This is a genomic window from Thalassospira lucentensis (genome assembly GCF_050516545.1).
GTDB classification, from domain to species: Bacteria; Pseudomonadota; Alphaproteobacteria; order Rhodospirillales; family Thalassospiraceae; genus Thalassospira; species Thalassospira lucentensis_C.
The window spans coordinates 2,629,913-2,644,587 of sequence record NZ_CP191544.1; the positions used below are offsets into that span (position 1 = coordinate 2,629,913).

The following is a 14,675-nucleotide window of genomic DNA, read 5'->3' on the forward strand; positions in this document are numbered from 1 at the left end:
GGAACGGTCCCAGAAGCAACTTTAAATCTGCACAACAAAAAAGCCCCGATCAAAAATGACCGGGACTTTCGTGTCAAACGCATACTGCGCGCAGGATGTTTAGCGTTTTACGATACAGCCTTGCGCACAAACCTGCCATTCTGGAAATCGTCAAAGGCCTGCATGAGTTCCTGTTTGCTGCTCATGACGAACGGGCCATAGCGTACGACCTGTTCATGTAACGGACGGGCTGCAATCACCAACATCCGTCCGCCGTCTTCGCCCCCTTTGAGCGTCACACTGTTCCCGTTGCGCAGAACCGCCAAATGGTGCGTCGGAACGTCTTTACCGGCAATCACCGCATCGCCAATGAAAACATAGACAACCCCGGCATGGCCTTCTGGAATCGGGATGGAAATTTCTGCACCGGCATCAAGTTTGACATCAACAAATACCGGATCAGTCGAAATCCCGTTGATCGGGCCGGTTTTGCCAAACATCTCGCCCGCGACAAGGCGCAGATCAACCCCGTCGCTTACAGCAATTTCAGGCACATCCGGTGCTTCGATATTCTGATAGCGCGGATCGATCATCTTATCCTTTGCAGGCAAGTTGATCCACAGTTGGAACCCCTGCAAAAGGCCGTTTTCCTGCTTTGGTGTTTCTGAATGAATGATGCCGCTTCCGGCTGTCATCCATTGCACACCACCTGATCGCAAAACACCTTCTGAGCCAATGCTGTCTTTATGGCCCATTGCGCCTTCGACCATATAGGTCACGGTTTCAAAGCCACGATGGGGATGTTCCGGGAAACCGGCAATGTAATCATCGGCGTTGTCGGTCGAGATTGAATCAAGCATCAGGAACGGATCAAGCATATCAAGCTGAGGCGAGCCAATAGACCGTTTCAGCGATACGCCTGCCCCGTCCGAGGTATCCATGGCCCGCAAAACCCGTTTCACACCGCGTGCTTTTGTATCGGCATCCGACATTTTAAAATCTCCTGAGCTCACCGGTGCTGCGCACCAGATACAATTTCATTGCCCCAATTTCGCACAAAACTGTCGCCAAACAAGACGCAGTCAGGCATCGGATTGTTTCCATATGTACGGAAATATACAAAAAAGGCAGTCCCGTTTGCGGAACTGCCCTTCTTTTTCAGAATGATATTTGAACGTTTATCCAGCCAGCTTTGCTGCAAGTTCAGCAACATGCTTGCCTTGGAACTTGGCGATATCAAGTTCGTTCTCGGACGGCTGGCGCGAACCATCAGCCCCAGCAAGGGTTGAGGCGCCATAAGGCGACCCGCCCGTGATTTCATCCATATTGGTCAGGCCGGCACAGCTATAAGGTACGCCAACAATCACCATGCCATGATGAAGCAAGGTGGTATGAGTTGAGGTAATCGTGGTTTCCTGACCACCGTGCTGGGTGCCGGTCGAGGCAAAAACAGAACCGATTTTGCCGATCAACGCGCCCTTGGCCCAAAGGCCACCGGTCTGGTCAAAGAAATTCCGCATCTGGGCTGACATATTGCCAAAGCGGGTTGGCACACCAAAAATAATCGCATCATATTCTGGAAGATCTGAGACACTTGCAATCGGTGCAACTTGATCAAGTTTCGCACCGGCGGCCTTTGCGACCTCTTCTGGCATGATTTCCGGAACACGTTTGATGTCGACATGCGTACCGGCAACGCCGCGCGCACCTTCTGCCACGGCATTGGCCATGGTTTCGATATGCCCATACATGGAATAATAGAGAACAAGTACCTTGGTCATCACGAGCTCCTTGGTTGATGTCTCAATTCTTTATGATGGCAGCCCAAACAGGCATCCGAAACGCACAGGTTGGAAACAAACTGATGCACGAAACGCAACAACCGTTAATCCACCTTTGCGCTTAAACTAAGCCCCCGGATTACTGGCGAGATATTGCACAACCTGATCGGGGAAGTCGGTGAAAATGCCATCAATCCCGGCATCATCAAAAATCGCCTTTAATGCAATATCCATATCCCCTGCCCATTTAGGCAATTGGTCCGCACGCAACGTATAGGGATGAACCATAAGCTGTGCCCGTTGGGCCGCAATCAGGGTGGGTGTCATCATCGCCGTGCCATTCTCGCTCAGCCCTTCTATAACTTGGGGCAGCCATGGACCAATGCCATCCACGACCTTGGCCATTTCAAGAATGCCGTCATTGGATTTCAGATAGTCATAATCGGTTCCGTCCGGTGCGCCCCAGCGGTTTTCGCCGATCAATTGCACCAACTTGCCCTGATAGTTCAGCTCATTGCGGATACGCTGGGTTTCGGACCAGTCAAAACACTGAACAAAGGCATTTGAAGCCGGATTGTTATAGCCCCATTTTTCAAGGACCGAGATCACGGTTTTGGTAATGTCCTGCCCTTCGGCACGGTGGAAAGCCGGGTCTTTGATTTCGGGATAAATGCCAACATCACGCCCGGTGGAATGGTTCAGCCCCTTAACAAGCTTGATTTCTTCTTCCAGTGTCGGGACTTTGAATATGCCAAATTCACCCGGAAAGCGGTCTGCATAAACCTGCTTGCCGGTGTCGGCCTTAAACCGTTCGGTGACGTTCAGGGTTTTGATTTCGGCCAAGGTGAAATCAATCGCGTAATACCGCCCGTCTTCGCGCGCACGTTCGGGGAATTTTTGCGCAACGTCCGTTGTCGCATCAAGATGAATATCATGAAGGATGACCGGAATGCTGTCTTTTGACAGAACCACATCCTGTTCGATGTAATCGGCCCGCATGCCATAGGCCAGCGCCTTTGCCGCCAAAGTGTGTTCTGGCAAATAGCCCGACGCACCGCGATGGGCGATTACGACTTTTTCCTGCGTTACATCCTGGGCAAAGGATGCATGCATACCCGCAACCAATATGCCAACCGCCAGCAAGCTTGACCGGATCATCTTTTCTACCAGCATTCCTAAATTCCTTTGATCATTGCCCCGTCCGGGGTTTTCAGGACTATAGGCGTGGTTTCACGCGACAGGAATGCCGGGGCATCACCCATCTGCAATCTTCATGAAACTGTTACGCTGATAAAGAAACGCGTGTTTAGCGGTTAAGTTCCCCGGTCATGCGATCAAGTCCATCCAGGCTTAACGGGAACATCCGACCAGTCATCAATTTATGCATGATCTGGATTGATTGATGATGCGGCCACCAGTTTTCCGACTGCGGATTGATCCATGCGGCATGGCCGAAATGATCAAGTAAACGTTGAAGCCAGACAGCGCCTGCTTCTGCGTTCCAATGTTCGACCGCCCCACCGGGATAGCTAATTTCATAGGGGCTCATGGTGGCATCGCCCACAATCACCAGTTTGTAATCCGAGCCATATTTATTGATCACGTCCCAGGTTGATACCTGTTCGTTCCAGCGCCGTGCATTATCCTTCCACAGCCCTTCATACGGACAGTTGTGGAAGTAATAATATTCCAGATGTTTGAATTCGGTTTTGACCGCAGAAAACAGTTCTTCGCAGACCTTGATATGGTCATCCATCGACCCACCAACATCAAACAGCATCAGGACTTTGACCGCGTTATGGCGTTCGGGGCGCATCTGCACATCAAGCCAGCCTTGCCTTGCGGTTGACGTGATGGTGCCGGGCAGATCAAGCTCGTCCGCCGCCCCGGTGCGGGCCCATTTGCGTAACCGGCGCAAGGCGACCTTGATGTTGCGCGTGCCGATTTCGACACTATCATCAAGGTTCTTAAACTCGCGCTTGTCCCAGACTTTTACCGCGCGGCGATGACGGGATTTATCCTGCCCGATCCGCACCCCTTCGGGATTATAGCCATAAGCGCCAAACGGCGATGTTCCCGCCGTTCCGATCCATTTGTTGCCGCCCTGATGACGACCTTTTTGTTCTTCAAGACGCTGTTTTAACGTCTCCATCAGTTTTTCCCAGCCGCCAAGGGCTTCGATCTCGGCCTTTTCTTCGTCCGTCAGGAATTTTTCAGAGAGTTTGCGCAACCATTCATCGGGGATTTCGGTTTGCCCGACCTCATCCATGCCATCGGCAAGGTCAATCACACCTTTGAAATGTTCGGAAAAAACCCGGTCGAACTTGTCAAGATGGCGTTCATCCTTCACCAAGGCAGCACGCGAAAGATAATAGAAATCCTCAACCGAATAACCCGCCAATCCCTTTTCCACCGCCTCAAGCAGCAGCAAATATTCGCGCAAGGATACCGGAACCCGGATATCTTTAAGCTTATAGAAAAAGCCGGTGAACATTCCGCTTAGCGCCCTTCGCGCCGGGCCATAAAGGCAAGGCGTTCAAACAGATGTACGTCCTGTTCGTTCTTAAGCAACGCACCATGCAAGGGCGGAACGGCGGTTTTGGCATCCTTGGCCCGCAATGCTTCGGGCGGCAAATCTTCGGCCATCAAAAGTTTCAACCAATCAAGAAGTTCCGAAGTTGATGGTTTCTTCTTTAAGCCCGACACATCGCGCATGTCGTAAAACAGGTTCAATGCTTCGGCGACCAGACGTTTTTGAATGCCGGGATAATGTACCTCGATGATCTCGTTCATCGTATCGGCGTCGGGAAAGCGGATGTAATGGAAGAAACAACGGCGTAAAAACGCGTCTGGCAGTTCCTTTTCATTGTTCGATGTAATGATCACGATCGGGCGGTTGGTTGCCTTGATGGTTTCCTGTGTCTCATAGACAAAGAATTCCATGCGATCGAGTTCCTGAAGCAAGTCATTGGGGAATTCGATATCGGCCTTATCGATCTCGTCAATCAGCAAAACCGGCGCATCGTCGCCTTCGGCCTCGAACGCTTCCCACAATTTGCCTTTGACGATGTAATTGCCAATGTGATGAACTCGCTCATCCCCCAACTGGCTGTCGCGCAAGCGCGATACCGCATCATATTCATAAAGACCCTGCTGGGCGCGGGTGGTCGATTTGATCGACCATGTAATCAGTTTTTTACCAAGGGATTTGGCGATTTCTTCGGCCAGAACCGTCTTGCCGGTTCCGGGCTCGCCCTTGACCAAAAGCGGACGTTGCAACGTGATGGCGGCATTGACCGCGACCATCAGATCTTCGGTTGCGACGTAGTTTTCCGTACCCTGAAATTTCATTTGTGCCCTGCAACAAAGGTTGACGTTTGCGTTAACCTAGGGTGTTAAAGCTACTTGAGCAAGGGGGCAAACCAACCTTGTAATCTTGTGACTGGTGACCGCAATTACGCATAGTTTCGATTAAACGCCTGCACGGGGCTTTGCATAACTGCTACTTCCTGAAAACTTGTTCTTGTGCCCCCTTTATCAACCCACTCAGCTGATGTTGTGGTTTTGTGTCCTTGTTGGTCTATTCGTTATCGAGCATGCACCTTATTACCGCTTTTAAACAACGGTTTACGTTGAGAACAGCCCCGGCTTTCGACATCAAGAGGGCAAGTTTTCAAAATGAAATGCAAGGAACACAAACCGTGCTCCTTGCATCGCTGGGGTTGGCCGGATGTCGGCCGGGGAGATTTGGTTCCGAAGGCGGTTTAGTTGGTCTTCACCATCACGTCGTTCATGATCGCGGTAACCTCGCCCATCACAGCACCCGCTTTGGTGATGCCATTGGCTTCCTGTTCAGTGACCCAGGCCGCCTGAACGTCCTGATATCGGGTGGCCGCGGCGAAGGCTTTGACCTCGGCTACGTCAAGCATGCGGACATTTGCCCCCGCCTCTCGCAGCTTTTCGACCTGCGCATCAAAGCTTTGGATCATGACATTGCCAAGGGCTTCATAGGCCTTGCTTGCCGCGCGTTTGATCGCGTCCTGATCCTCAAGCTTCAGGCTATCCCAGACATCCTTGTTCATGGTGAGCGGATAGACGTGACCAAGCCACAAGTCATAGGAGACCAGAATATTTGGTGCCACCTCATGAGCATTGAGGAAATAGCCGCTATCGACATTAACCATCAGACCGTCAAGTTCACCGGATTTCATCGCTTCATAAACTTCCGGCCCCCAATGCACGCGCACAGGCGTCGCACCAGTGTTTTTCAGGAAATCGAGATGCCAGAAGCTAGCCGAACGCCATTTTTGCTCGGCGATGGTCGAAAGGTCTGCCATCGGCTTCGTGCCATAGAACGCCACCGGATAACCCGTTCCAAAGAAGATCGGCACTATGTTGCTGGCAGCCAGTTCTTCATTAAAGGCCGGGACCTCATCGTAAATACGCTGGAAAAATTCGACCTGGCGATCACCCGTCGGACCGACGATGAAGCTTTTGAATATCTGATGAAGTGGCAATTCCTTGGCGGTGTATTCCGGCACCGTGGTTGCCATATCCACCGCCCCGCTGCTCACTGCACCCAAGGCATCATAAGCCTTGGCAAGTTCGCCGTCCCAGTGATCTTCGATCTTGAGGCGCCCGCTTGATTCCACCTCGATCAACGGAAAGACAACGTCGCGCAGGAAACGCGTGCGCATGCGATCAGATGGCTGATGATCGCTGAATTTCAGGATACGGGGCGCTGTCCTGGCATCCTGTGCCATGGCCTGCACCATGCCTGAAACCGAAATAACGGCCCCGATGACGGTACCGACAAACAGTCTGCGGCCAATGGTCACAAGGGTTGAGTTTTGGCGATCTTCACGCATATGTACCACTCTCCAATCGTGGGACGGGCATCCAATTTGATAGCTTTGCTGGTGCTCGTTTTAAGTTTGCAGTCATGATCAGGCCTGTTTGATATGGTCCGTCTTGACCCGATCGTCATGATGCAAATATATCTGAATTATCCTTCAGCTTGGAATTCGCATATTGAAATCGTCCACAACAGAGAAACTAAAGCCCAGAAAACAGCCTGTTCAGGAACGATCCGGGGTGACCGTTGATGCGATCTATACGGCAACCATTCAGGTTTTACTGGCCGATGATATGAACAAACTGACCACCACGCGGGTCGCCGAACGTGCCGGTGTTTCGGTTGGGACGCTCTATCAATACTTTCCCAACAAGGAAGCGCTTCTTTACGCCATCCTGCTGAAGCATTTCGAAGAAATGGCACGCGCCTATGAAGAGATCGCAGCACATCATCCACCCGCCCCGCTTTCAGAACTCGCCGCGTGCATTGCAGATACTTATGTCTCTGTGAAAATGGTCAACCCCGATGCAACCGAGGCGATGTATCGCGTTGCCGGTGCGATCAATCAGGTGCGCATGTCTTCCAATGTTTTCGCCCGCATAGGCATGGCCATCTGTAATATTTTGGCACAGGCATCTGATGCGACCTTCAAAGACCCGAAACAGGTTACCTTTACCGTGCTGTCATCACTTGCCGGTTTGTCGCGGGCAAGCTTCGGGCAACTTGCAGCAGGAAGTGACGCATTGGCGCGATTACAGGATGAAAGCCGGTTGGTGGCACAAGCCTATTTGCACGCAGCAGCCGATAAGGACGCCTGATCAGCGGTCATGCATCCCCTTGCCTTCAAGGATGCGGGAACGATATTTATCAATACGCGCCAGACGGGTGGCTGCCTGTTTGGCACTAGCAATATACAGACCATATCCACGCTGACGTCCAGGTGTCAGGGCGTCAAATGCCGCTTTCAACTCTGTGTCTTCATCAAGCCGGATAATCAGTTCCTGTGGCAATTCGATTGCATCGGGCTTTTCGATTTCAGTACCAGATTTTTTGATGGCCTCGGCGACAAAGGACGCGATCGCGTCCTTGGCAGTCTCGATATCTTCGAGAGTTCGAAACCGGAACCGCCGACCGGATCTCGAATTCGGACCGGGCGCTTCAAGCAGTTGATCGGGATCGTCGAGCAACGCGCCTTTGAAAAACATCAAAGCCAAAACGTTCTTCATCGGCTGGATAATGGCAATGTTTTCGCCTTCAAATCCGTAACAGGGCTTTCCCCATTTCAGATCTTCATCAAGATCGCATTCCAGCAAAACCTCGCGCAAACGCGTCATCTCTTTCGACCAGTTTTTTGCATCGGTGAAATAACGATCAATCGATGTGCTCATATGTGCAATCTCCGCTATCGGCGCTCAACCCAAAGATGCAAATCCCTACCATTCCATCGGAAATTTTTCGATCAAATTTTCCACCGTGACGGAACGGCAACTGCCATCCTCCTGACGATTTGCGCAGCAGTGCCGATGCCGGGATTTCACCATACCAGTCGCGATATGACCGCTAAAAACTGCTGACATGGTTGAACCCGAAACGGCCCGGATTGTGACACCCCATTCAGTCAAGGCATCATCGACGGTTTCGATACTATTTTCCCTATACCGCGCTTTCAATTTCCCTGCCCCTTTGGACAGGTTCGCATTTTATCTTATGCCGTTACTATCAACCTAAAATAAGGTTGAGGGACAAAATGAGCAAAAAATTACTGTTACTTGGTTTGACGTTATTCATGTCAGCCTGCGTCGCAACTGTTGGCAATCAGTTTCATACTGATTTTCCGATTGGCAAAGTGATCCGGGACAAAGTTACCCTGCCGCAAGGCGACGTCTTACTGCCAGAAGGCGACTGGACTGTTCTTGCCACCGAAACAGGCCAAAACAATTCTTACATCACCTTTGGTGCCGTCGCGTTGGGCCGGATTGACAGTGACAACTTCCTGCGGGGATTGGTCACAATCGCCAGTCCGCTTGATGCAGGGATGGGGTATTCTTTCTATTCTGCGTCCTTCTGTGATCCGCAACCTAACCTTCTTTATCACCACACCAACGCCAACGTGGATCTTGGTCGTCAAAGCTGCTTTGGGGTGAAGAAAAAGACCATCAGTGCGTTCGATAATTTTGCCGAATATGTAAAGACCGCGATGAGCAACGCCCATGCAATGGGGGTTGATCGCCCTTATGATATGCTCAGCACCGCCTATCGCTTTACGCGCGGGCACAAGTTTCTTTATGTCGAATACGGGTTTGATTATCGCCAAGACGCAAATCAGATGTTGCCCGATTATGCCGACGGTGATCCTGTCGAATTGACCCGTCCTTTCTTCCCCGAAGACAAGGAAGACAATGTCAAAGCCGTGGTCAGATGGGCCCGCGCCAACGCCGCCAAAATAGAAACCGAGTTTCTTGATTGAGACCGTAAAGGTGTTACGTGCAGGCTGAATTGGTGCCGCTGTCTAGCGACTAAGGCAGATGTGACATGAGTGCCGTGACGGGGGCATTTTGTCGGGTGACTTCGGCCTTCAACCCGTCAATATCCATGTCCTCGTCTTTGACAAATTCGATGAACATCATGTTCACATTGTTAAAGACGAGTTCACCCGTGGCGTCGCAATCAACGTCCTTGCGCACGATCCCGCGCGTTTGCAGGGACCGAAACAGATCACAGACCTGTTTGGACAGGCGGTGATCAAGGGCGGTATAGCGTTTTGAAAACGGTGTTTCAGGCTGCCCGATTGAAAGTGACATCGCGGTACGCCACATTTCTTTAGAAAGATATGTCAGGGAATGGTCGTAATATTTACCGATCAGTTCCGACAATGCCTTGCCGACATCGTCAAGTTCACGACCAATGACCTGATCACCTGCTGCCAGCACTTCTTCGACCTCCATCGAGACCGTCGCCATCAGCATGTCGCCCTTGTTTTTATAATAATTATAAAACGTTCCGACGGACACACCGGCCATGTCGGCAATGTCTTCAATGCGCGCACTGTCATACCCGACCTTGCGGAACAAAGTCGTCGCCGCCTCAAGAATACGGCGGTTTTTGTCGGCTTTCTTTTGGGCGCGCAAACCTGACATCGTTACTCCGGGAAAACTGAACGGGTTCAAAATTTACATTGACTCAAAAAATGAACACGTTCAATATTTTTTCAACGGCACCGAAATGAGTGCCGAGATACCCAATAAAAAGGGAGGCCTCAATATGAAATCAGGGAGAGCCAATGTTTCGTCACGTTTCCACGGGGAAAACCCGCATTAAGCTGCTGGGCGGTGCTGCGACCTTTATCTTGAGCGCAGTCGCGATTGCCAACAGCGCACAGGCCACCGAGGAGCTTAATGCTCTTGTCTGGTGTGATCATACTGATCCGGCTTTGATCGAGCCGTTCGAAAAGCAATACGACGTCAAAGTCAATCTTAAGGAATATGAAGGCACGGGTGCGGGCCTTTCGATCATTGAACAATCCCGTCCGGGCGACTGGGATGTGCTTGTGATTGATGGCGTTGATGTCCATCGCGCCGTTGAAATGGATCTTCTGGCCGAAATTCCGGCCGATGCCCTGCCGACCGCTGATCTGTTCCCGGAAGTCGTGATGGCCGGAAACAATACGCAAAATGGCAAGACCTACGCCGTCACTGAAAAGTTCGGCTACAACACCATTTCGTTCGACAAAACCAAAGTTGATCCCAAAGACATGGAAGACATGTCGGTGATCTGGTCGGACAAATATGCCGGACGTATTGCGGTTTATGATTATTACCTGCCGGTGATCGGTCTGGTTGGACTTGGCCTTGGCATCGACACAGCCGATCTTGGCGCGGACGATATGGACGCGATCAAGGAAAAGCTGTTTGCGATGAAGAAGGTCTCCAAACAGGTTGGTGAAGTTGTCTCCTCCCAGACGGCTTTGGCCACAGGCGAGGTCGACATTCTTGTTGGCGGTGGTGAATGGATCACGGCGGTTTTGTCCGAAGACAAACCCGACCTTGATTGGGTCATCCCGAAACAGGGTGGACTTCGCTGGGCGCAGTCGATTGCGGTGATGAAAGACTCAGCCAAGCCTGATTTGGCGCTGAAATTCGTTCAATACATCATGAGCCCCGAAGGTCAGTCGCGTCTTGCAACCTCATCTTGCTATTGGGGGATGCCCGCTAATGCCAAGGCAGGCGAAAACCTGACCGATGCGCAAAAGGTCGCCCTGCGCTGGGATGATCAGCCAGCTTATCTTGCCAACTCGCAACTTTATCCGATCCCGGATGCCGATCTGGATGCCCAGATGCAGGATGCATGGGTCGAGATGCTGCAGCAATAAGCATCCCTTGCTTGTTGCCCACCCACCATTGCCCCGCTTTTTGCGGGGCAATGGTTCAAACTTGCGCTAGAATTGCCTGAACGGCCGCGCCCCACCCAAATGTCACCGACTGACAGCACCCCGGTCCGAACCGACCATATGGGGTGCGACAAAGGACACCGTGATGGCTTCTACCACCCTTGAAACACGCGAAAATCGCCGCGCCTGGGGGTTTGTGACCCCGGCTTTGCTGTGGACGGTCGCGTTTTTCGTCATCCCCTTCATCGTCATGGCTGCCATAAGCCTTGCCACCCGCAAAGGGCGCGAATTGGTGATGGCGTGGAATCTGGATAATTACATCACGTTTTTTGAAAAGGCCCATTTGCTCAAGGGTCTTTTTGTCTCGCTTGAAATCACCTTTACCGTCACCTTTATTTCCATCCTTCTGGCCTATCCACTCGCATGGATTATTGCTGAACGGGTGCCCCAAAAATGGCAACGTATGGCATTGATCATGGCGATTTTGCCGTTCTGGACCAGCTATGTTGTCCGGTCATACTCATGGCTTCTGGTTCTGGCCAAAAACGGCGTGATCAATAATACCCTGATCCAGATCGGGCTGATTGCCGAACCGCTTGAAATGGCCAGCACACGGTCTGCCACCGTGATCGGGTTTGTGCATTTCTTCGTCATGCTTCTGACCCTGACGATTTATGCCAATCTGGTGCAGATGCCGCCAAACTATCGCCGTGCCGCGGCCGATCTTGGCGCCAACGGGTTTCAGGTGTTCTGGCATGTTGTGTTACCGCTAACATTGCCCGGTATTATGGTCGGTGCGTTTCTGACCTTTGTTCTGTGTATTGGCGATTACATCACCCCGCAGATTTTGGGCGGCAATAATGAACTTGCCCTGCCCCAAGTCATCATGCTGCAACTTGGCAGGCGGGCTGATTTCCCGATGGCAGCAACCCTTTCGATCATTCTGATGGGGGTCGTCACACTGGCCTATATTGCTTGTGCCCGCTGGCTTAAGATGGAGAGAACATAAAATGATCTCTTCACGCTTTTCCAAAACCCTGTCATGGGCCTATCTGATTGCGCTTTACGGCTTTATCTTTTTACCCGTGGCGGTCCTAGTCCTGTTTTCGTTTCAGGATGGTCGCCTGCCCGTTCCGCCATTTAATGGCGCAACGTTAAAATGGTACGGCGAGGTTTTTGCCGATAACCGCCTGATGTCCGCCCTTGGCAATTCCCTGATGGTTGCCCTTGGTTCATCAACTGTTGCCTGCCTGCTTGGATTTTGTGCGGCTTACGGCCTTGCGCGCTTTGTCCTTCCGGCATCTCGGTTACAGCGCGGACTTCTGGTTGCCCCCATGACAGTCAGTTACCTGATCATTGCTCTTGGGCTGTTATCAACCTTTAACTGGATGGGTGTGTCGCTGTCGCTTTGGACGGTGGGGGTTGGTCATGTGGTGATTAATTTGCCGCTGTGTTTTGCGATCATTTACGCATCGATGGGGGACCATCAAAAGAACATCGAACGTGCGGCCCGTGATTTGGGGGCGGCGGAATGGCAGGTGATGACACAAGTCAGCGCACCGATGCTGATGCCATCAATTTTGGCGGCATTTTTCCTTTCGGTGACGTTTAGCTGGGATGAATTCATCATATCGTTCCTGCTGTCGCGCTTTGACGTCACCCTGCCTGTTGAAATCTGGAGCATGTTGCGGTCGGGCCTGAACCCGAAAACCAACGCGGTCGGAAGCATTGTCTTCCTTGTATCGGTTGCCCTGCTGCTTATCCTTGAACTGATTGTCTTTAGAAGGACGGCAAAGAAATGACCGCCCCCGTATCCATACGCAACGCCACCAAAACCTTTGGCGACTTTACCGCCCTTGATAACGTCAGCCTTGAAATCGAGGCCGGTGAATTCATTGTCCTTCTTGGTCCGTCAGGCTGTGGCAAAACCACATTGCTATCGCTTCTTGGCGGGTTCCTATCCCCAACCAAAGGCAATATCGAGATTGCCGGGCGCGATATGGGCCAGGTCCCGCCATCCAAACGCCCGACCACCACAATGTTTCAAGATTACGCCCTGTTTCCGCATATGACGTTGCGCGATAATGTCGCGTTTGGACTTAAGATGCGAAAAATCGGCAAGTCTGAACGCCATGCAAAGGCAGAAGACCTTCTGGATATGGTCGGCCTTAAATCATCTGCGAACAAAAAACCGCACGAACTTTCCGGTGGGCAGCGCCAGCGCGTTGCCCTCGCCCGTGCCTTGGCGGTTGAACCCGATGTCTTGCTGCTTGATGAGCCGCTTGGCGCGCTGGATTTAAAACTCCGCCGCCAGATGCAGGACGAGCTTAAAGCCATTCAGAAACGGGTTGGTACAACATTCGTTCACGTGACCCACGATCAGGAAGAAGCCATGGCGATTGCTGATCGGATCGTCGTGATGAATGGTGGCAAAATCGAAGATGTCGGTCGCCCGGAAGATATCTATATGCGCCCGAAAACCGTGTTTTCCGCGAGTTTCATGGGTGAAGTCAACTTCATCCCCGGCACCCTTGATGCCATCACCGATGATGGCGCGCATATCAACACCATCCTCGGGTCTGTCAAATTGCCGGAAACCTCTGTTGGTGATCATGCGATCAAGGCCGGGCAAAAGATTATGCTTGCGATCCGCCCTGAACATTTTCGCGCAAGTACGGGCACAGGCCAACGAATCACATTGGGCAAGGCAAAGGTGACCGACGGGGCGTTCTTTGGCACCCATCACCGTGCCCATCTTAGCCCGGTTGACTATCCCAACATGACAATCACCGCCCATATGCCGCAATCGGCCATCATTGAACCTGGCGCGTGGATTGATCTGACCATTGATCCAACCTCCATCACTGTCCTGCCCGGCCATACAAACGGATCAAAGCAGGAGGACGCCGGGGCATGACACTGGAACACGCCAAACCCGAAGACTGGTACAGCCTGAAGACCGTGGGCGATGACGTCACCTATATTGGTGAACCGTTTATCGAAGAATTTTACCGCTGCAATATCTGGCACATTCGCGGGCGCGATAGCGATATGCTGGTTGATAGCGGCATGGGCGTCGTATCACTTACCGATTGGGTGCCCTTGGTAACGGAACGACCCGTTCAGGCGGTGGCAAGCCATACTCATTTTGACCATATCGGCTGTCATCACGAATTTGAAAACCGCATTTGCCATCGCTGCGAAGCGGATCTGTTGGCCGCACCCACGCGCAAGAACACGCTGGCGGATCCCTATGTCACCGACGAGATTTTCACCAAACTGCCCCCGCTTCCGTATGCGTCGACGACCTATGCGGTCAAGGCCGCCCCGGCAACCCGCATAGTCGAGGATGGTGATGTGATTGATCTGGGGGACCGGCATTTTGAGGTCATCCACACGCCGGGCCACTCGCCGGGGGGCATTGCATTATGGGAAGCCAAAACCGGCATCCTGTTTTCCGGCGACATCGTTTATGATGGACCTTTGATCGAAGACACTTATCATGCCAATGCACGTGATTATGTGCGATCCATGGAACGGCTTTATGATTTGCCGGTGCGTGTGGTCCATGGCGGACATTTTGCCAGTTACAGCGGCGAACGCCACCGCAAGATTATCAAAGACTGGCTGAGGGAACGGACCTGAAAAAAGAAATCAGTGCCAAGACATGACG

General features: G+C 52.0%; 15 protein-coding genes. 7 read left to right on the top strand and 8 right to left on the bottom strand.

The genetic code is table 11. From position 1 onward, the window contains the following. Positions 1-107: 107 nt before the first annotated feature. From ACQ0MK_RS12180 to dctP, 6 genes are all read right to left on the bottom strand, one after another. The gene (locus tag ACQ0MK_RS12180) at positions 108-971 is read right to left on the bottom strand and encodes a pirin family protein (protein ID WP_430472836.1); all 864 of its coding nucleotides are present in this window, start codon (positions 969-971) and stop codon (positions 108-110) included. A 186-nt stretch (positions 972-1,157) separates the two neighbouring features. Next, positions 1,158-1,760 carry an NAD(P)H:quinone oxidoreductase gene (gene wrbA / locus ACQ0MK_RS12185; protein ID WP_430472837.1) on the bottom strand — a complete coding sequence of 201 codons (603 nt, stop codon included), beginning with the start codon at positions 1,758-1,760 and terminating at the stop codon, positions 1,158-1,160. Positions 1,761-1,886: 126 nt separating this feature from the next. Continuing rightward, positions 1,887-2,933, bottom strand: coding sequence for a glycerophosphodiester phosphodiesterase (gene glpQ / locus ACQ0MK_RS12190; protein ID WP_430472838.1), 1,047 nt, complete (start codon positions 2,931-2,933; stop codon positions 1,887-1,889). A 133-nt stretch (positions 2,934-3,066) separates the two neighbouring features. Further along, positions 3,067-4,254, bottom strand: coding sequence for a vWA domain-containing protein (locus tag ACQ0MK_RS12195; RefSeq protein WP_430472839.1), 1,188 nt, complete (start codon positions 4,252-4,254; stop codon positions 3,067-3,069). A 5-nt stretch (positions 4,255-4,259) separates the two neighbouring features. Then, positions 4,260-5,111, bottom strand: a complete 852-nt coding sequence (locus ACQ0MK_RS12200) for an AAA family ATPase (RefSeq protein WP_350046406.1) — start codon at positions 5,109-5,111, stop codon at positions 4,260-4,262. Between the two features lie 413 nt (positions 5,112-5,524). Continuing rightward, complete coding sequence (dctP, locus tag ACQ0MK_RS12205) at positions 5,525-6,628, bottom strand: TRAP transporter substrate-binding protein DctP (RefSeq protein ID WP_430472840.1); 1,104 nt, start codon at positions 6,626-6,628, stop codon at positions 5,525-5,527. 163 nt (positions 6,629-6,791) lie between these two features. Between dctP and ACQ0MK_RS12210 the strand changes: the two genes are divergently transcribed. Then, positions 6,792-7,433: a TetR family transcriptional regulator gene (locus tag ACQ0MK_RS12210; RefSeq protein WP_430472841.1), complete on the top strand. Its 642-nt coding sequence runs from the start codon at positions 6,792-6,794 to the stop codon at positions 7,431-7,433. Here ACQ0MK_RS12210 and ACQ0MK_RS12215 read toward each other — a convergent pair whose 3' ends face one another. Beyond that, the gene (locus ACQ0MK_RS12215; RefSeq protein ID WP_430472842.1) at positions 7,434-8,003 is read right to left on the bottom strand and encodes a YdeI/OmpD-associated family protein; all 570 of its coding nucleotides are present in this window, start codon (positions 8,001-8,003) and stop codon (positions 7,434-7,436) included. A 359-nt stretch (positions 8,004-8,362) separates the two neighbouring features. Here ACQ0MK_RS12215 and ACQ0MK_RS12220 point away from each other — a divergent pair, with 359 nt between their 5' ends. Continuing rightward, positions 8,363-9,082 carry a hypothetical protein gene (locus ACQ0MK_RS12220; RefSeq protein WP_430472843.1) on the top strand — a complete coding sequence of 240 codons (720 nt, stop codon included), beginning with the start codon at positions 8,363-8,365 and terminating at the stop codon, positions 9,080-9,082. Between the two features lie 49 nt (positions 9,083-9,131). On the opposite strand, the gene ACQ0MK_RS12225 is transcribed toward ACQ0MK_RS12220, so the two are convergent. Further along, a complete protein-coding gene (locus ACQ0MK_RS12225) occupies positions 9,132-9,752 on the bottom strand; it encodes a TetR/AcrR family transcriptional regulator (protein WP_430472844.1) in 621 nt (206 codons plus the stop codon). 143 nt (positions 9,753-9,895) lie between these two features. Here ACQ0MK_RS12225 and ACQ0MK_RS12230 point away from each other — a divergent pair, with 143 nt between their 5' ends. From ACQ0MK_RS12230 to ACQ0MK_RS12250, 5 genes are all read left to right on the top strand, one after another. Continuing rightward, entirely contained in the window at positions 9,896-10,984 is a 1,089-nt protein-coding gene (locus tag ACQ0MK_RS12230) for an ABC transporter substrate-binding protein (protein ID WP_430472845.1), read from the top strand. Positions 10,985-11,147: 163 nt separating this feature from the next. Beyond that, positions 11,148-12,011 carry an ABC transporter permease gene (locus ACQ0MK_RS12235; protein WP_430472846.1) on the top strand — a complete coding sequence of 288 codons (864 nt, stop codon included), beginning with the start codon at positions 11,148-11,150 and terminating at the stop codon, positions 12,009-12,011. Between the two features lies 1 nt (position 12,012). After that, the gene (locus ACQ0MK_RS12240; RefSeq protein WP_430472847.1) at positions 12,013-12,804 is read left to right on the top strand and encodes an ABC transporter permease; all 792 of its coding nucleotides are present in this window, start codon (positions 12,013-12,015) and stop codon (positions 12,802-12,804) included. After that, positions 12,801-13,919: an ABC transporter ATP-binding protein gene (locus ACQ0MK_RS12245; protein ID WP_430472848.1), complete on the top strand. Its 1,119-nt coding sequence runs from the start codon at positions 12,801-12,803 to the stop codon at positions 13,917-13,919. Before ACQ0MK_RS12240 ends, ACQ0MK_RS12245 begins: the two co-directional genes overlap by 4 nt. After that, positions 13,916-14,647 carry an MBL fold metallo-hydrolase gene (locus tag ACQ0MK_RS12250; RefSeq protein WP_430472849.1) on the top strand — a complete coding sequence of 244 codons (732 nt, stop codon included), beginning with the start codon at positions 13,916-13,918 and terminating at the stop codon, positions 14,645-14,647. The genes ACQ0MK_RS12245 and ACQ0MK_RS12250 overlap by 4 nt, the downstream gene beginning before the upstream one ends. Positions 14,648-14,675: the final 28 nt, after the last annotated feature.

Bases quoted from the DNA above. Each gene is read 5' to 3' on its own strand.
- ACQ0MK_RS12180 (WP_430472836.1), bottom strand. From the start codon at position 971: ATGTCGGATGCCGATACAAAAGCACGCGGTGTGAAACGGGTTTTGCGG.
- wrbA (WP_430472837.1), bottom strand. From the start codon at position 1,760: ATGACCAAGGTACTTGTTCTCTATTATTCCATGTATGGGCATATCGAA.
- glpQ (WP_430472838.1), bottom strand. From the start codon at position 2,933: ATGCTGGTAGAAAAGATGATCCGGTCAAGCTTGCTGGCGGTTGGCATA.
- ACQ0MK_RS12195 (WP_430472839.1), bottom strand. From the start codon at position 4,254: ATGTTCACCGGCTTTTTCTATAAGCTTAAAGATATCCGGGTTCCGGTA.
- ACQ0MK_RS12200 (WP_350046406.1), bottom strand. From the start codon at position 5,111: ATGAAATTTCAGGGTACGGAAAACTACGTCGCAACCGAAGATCTGATG.
- dctP (WP_430472840.1), bottom strand. From the start codon at position 6,628: ATGCGTGAAGATCGCCAAAACTCAACCCTTGTGACCATTGGCCGCAGA.
- ACQ0MK_RS12215 (WP_430472842.1), bottom strand. From the start codon at position 8,003: ATGAGCACATCGATTGATCGTTATTTCACCGATGCAAAAAACTGGTCG.
- ACQ0MK_RS12220 (WP_430472843.1), top strand. From the start codon at position 8,363: ATGAGCAAAAAATTACTGTTACTTGGTTTGACGTTATTCATGTCAGCC.
- ACQ0MK_RS12225 (WP_430472844.1), bottom strand. From the start codon at position 9,752: ATGTCAGGTTTGCGCGCCCAAAAGAAAGCCGACAAAAACCGCCGTATT.
- ACQ0MK_RS12230 (WP_430472845.1), top strand. From the start codon at position 9,896: ATGTTTCGTCACGTTTCCACGGGGAAAACCCGCATTAAGCTGCTGGGC.
- ACQ0MK_RS12235 (WP_430472846.1), top strand. From the start codon at position 11,148: ATGGCTTCTACCACCCTTGAAACACGCGAAAATCGCCGCGCCTGGGGG.
- ACQ0MK_RS12240 (WP_430472847.1), top strand. From the start codon at position 12,013: ATGATCTCTTCACGCTTTTCCAAAACCCTGTCATGGGCCTATCTGATT.
- ACQ0MK_RS12245 (WP_430472848.1), top strand. From the start codon at position 12,801: ATGACCGCCCCCGTATCCATACGCAACGCCACCAAAACCTTTGGCGAC.
- ACQ0MK_RS12250 (WP_430472849.1), top strand. From the start codon at position 13,916: ATGACACTGGAACACGCCAAACCCGAAGACTGGTACAGCCTGAAGACC.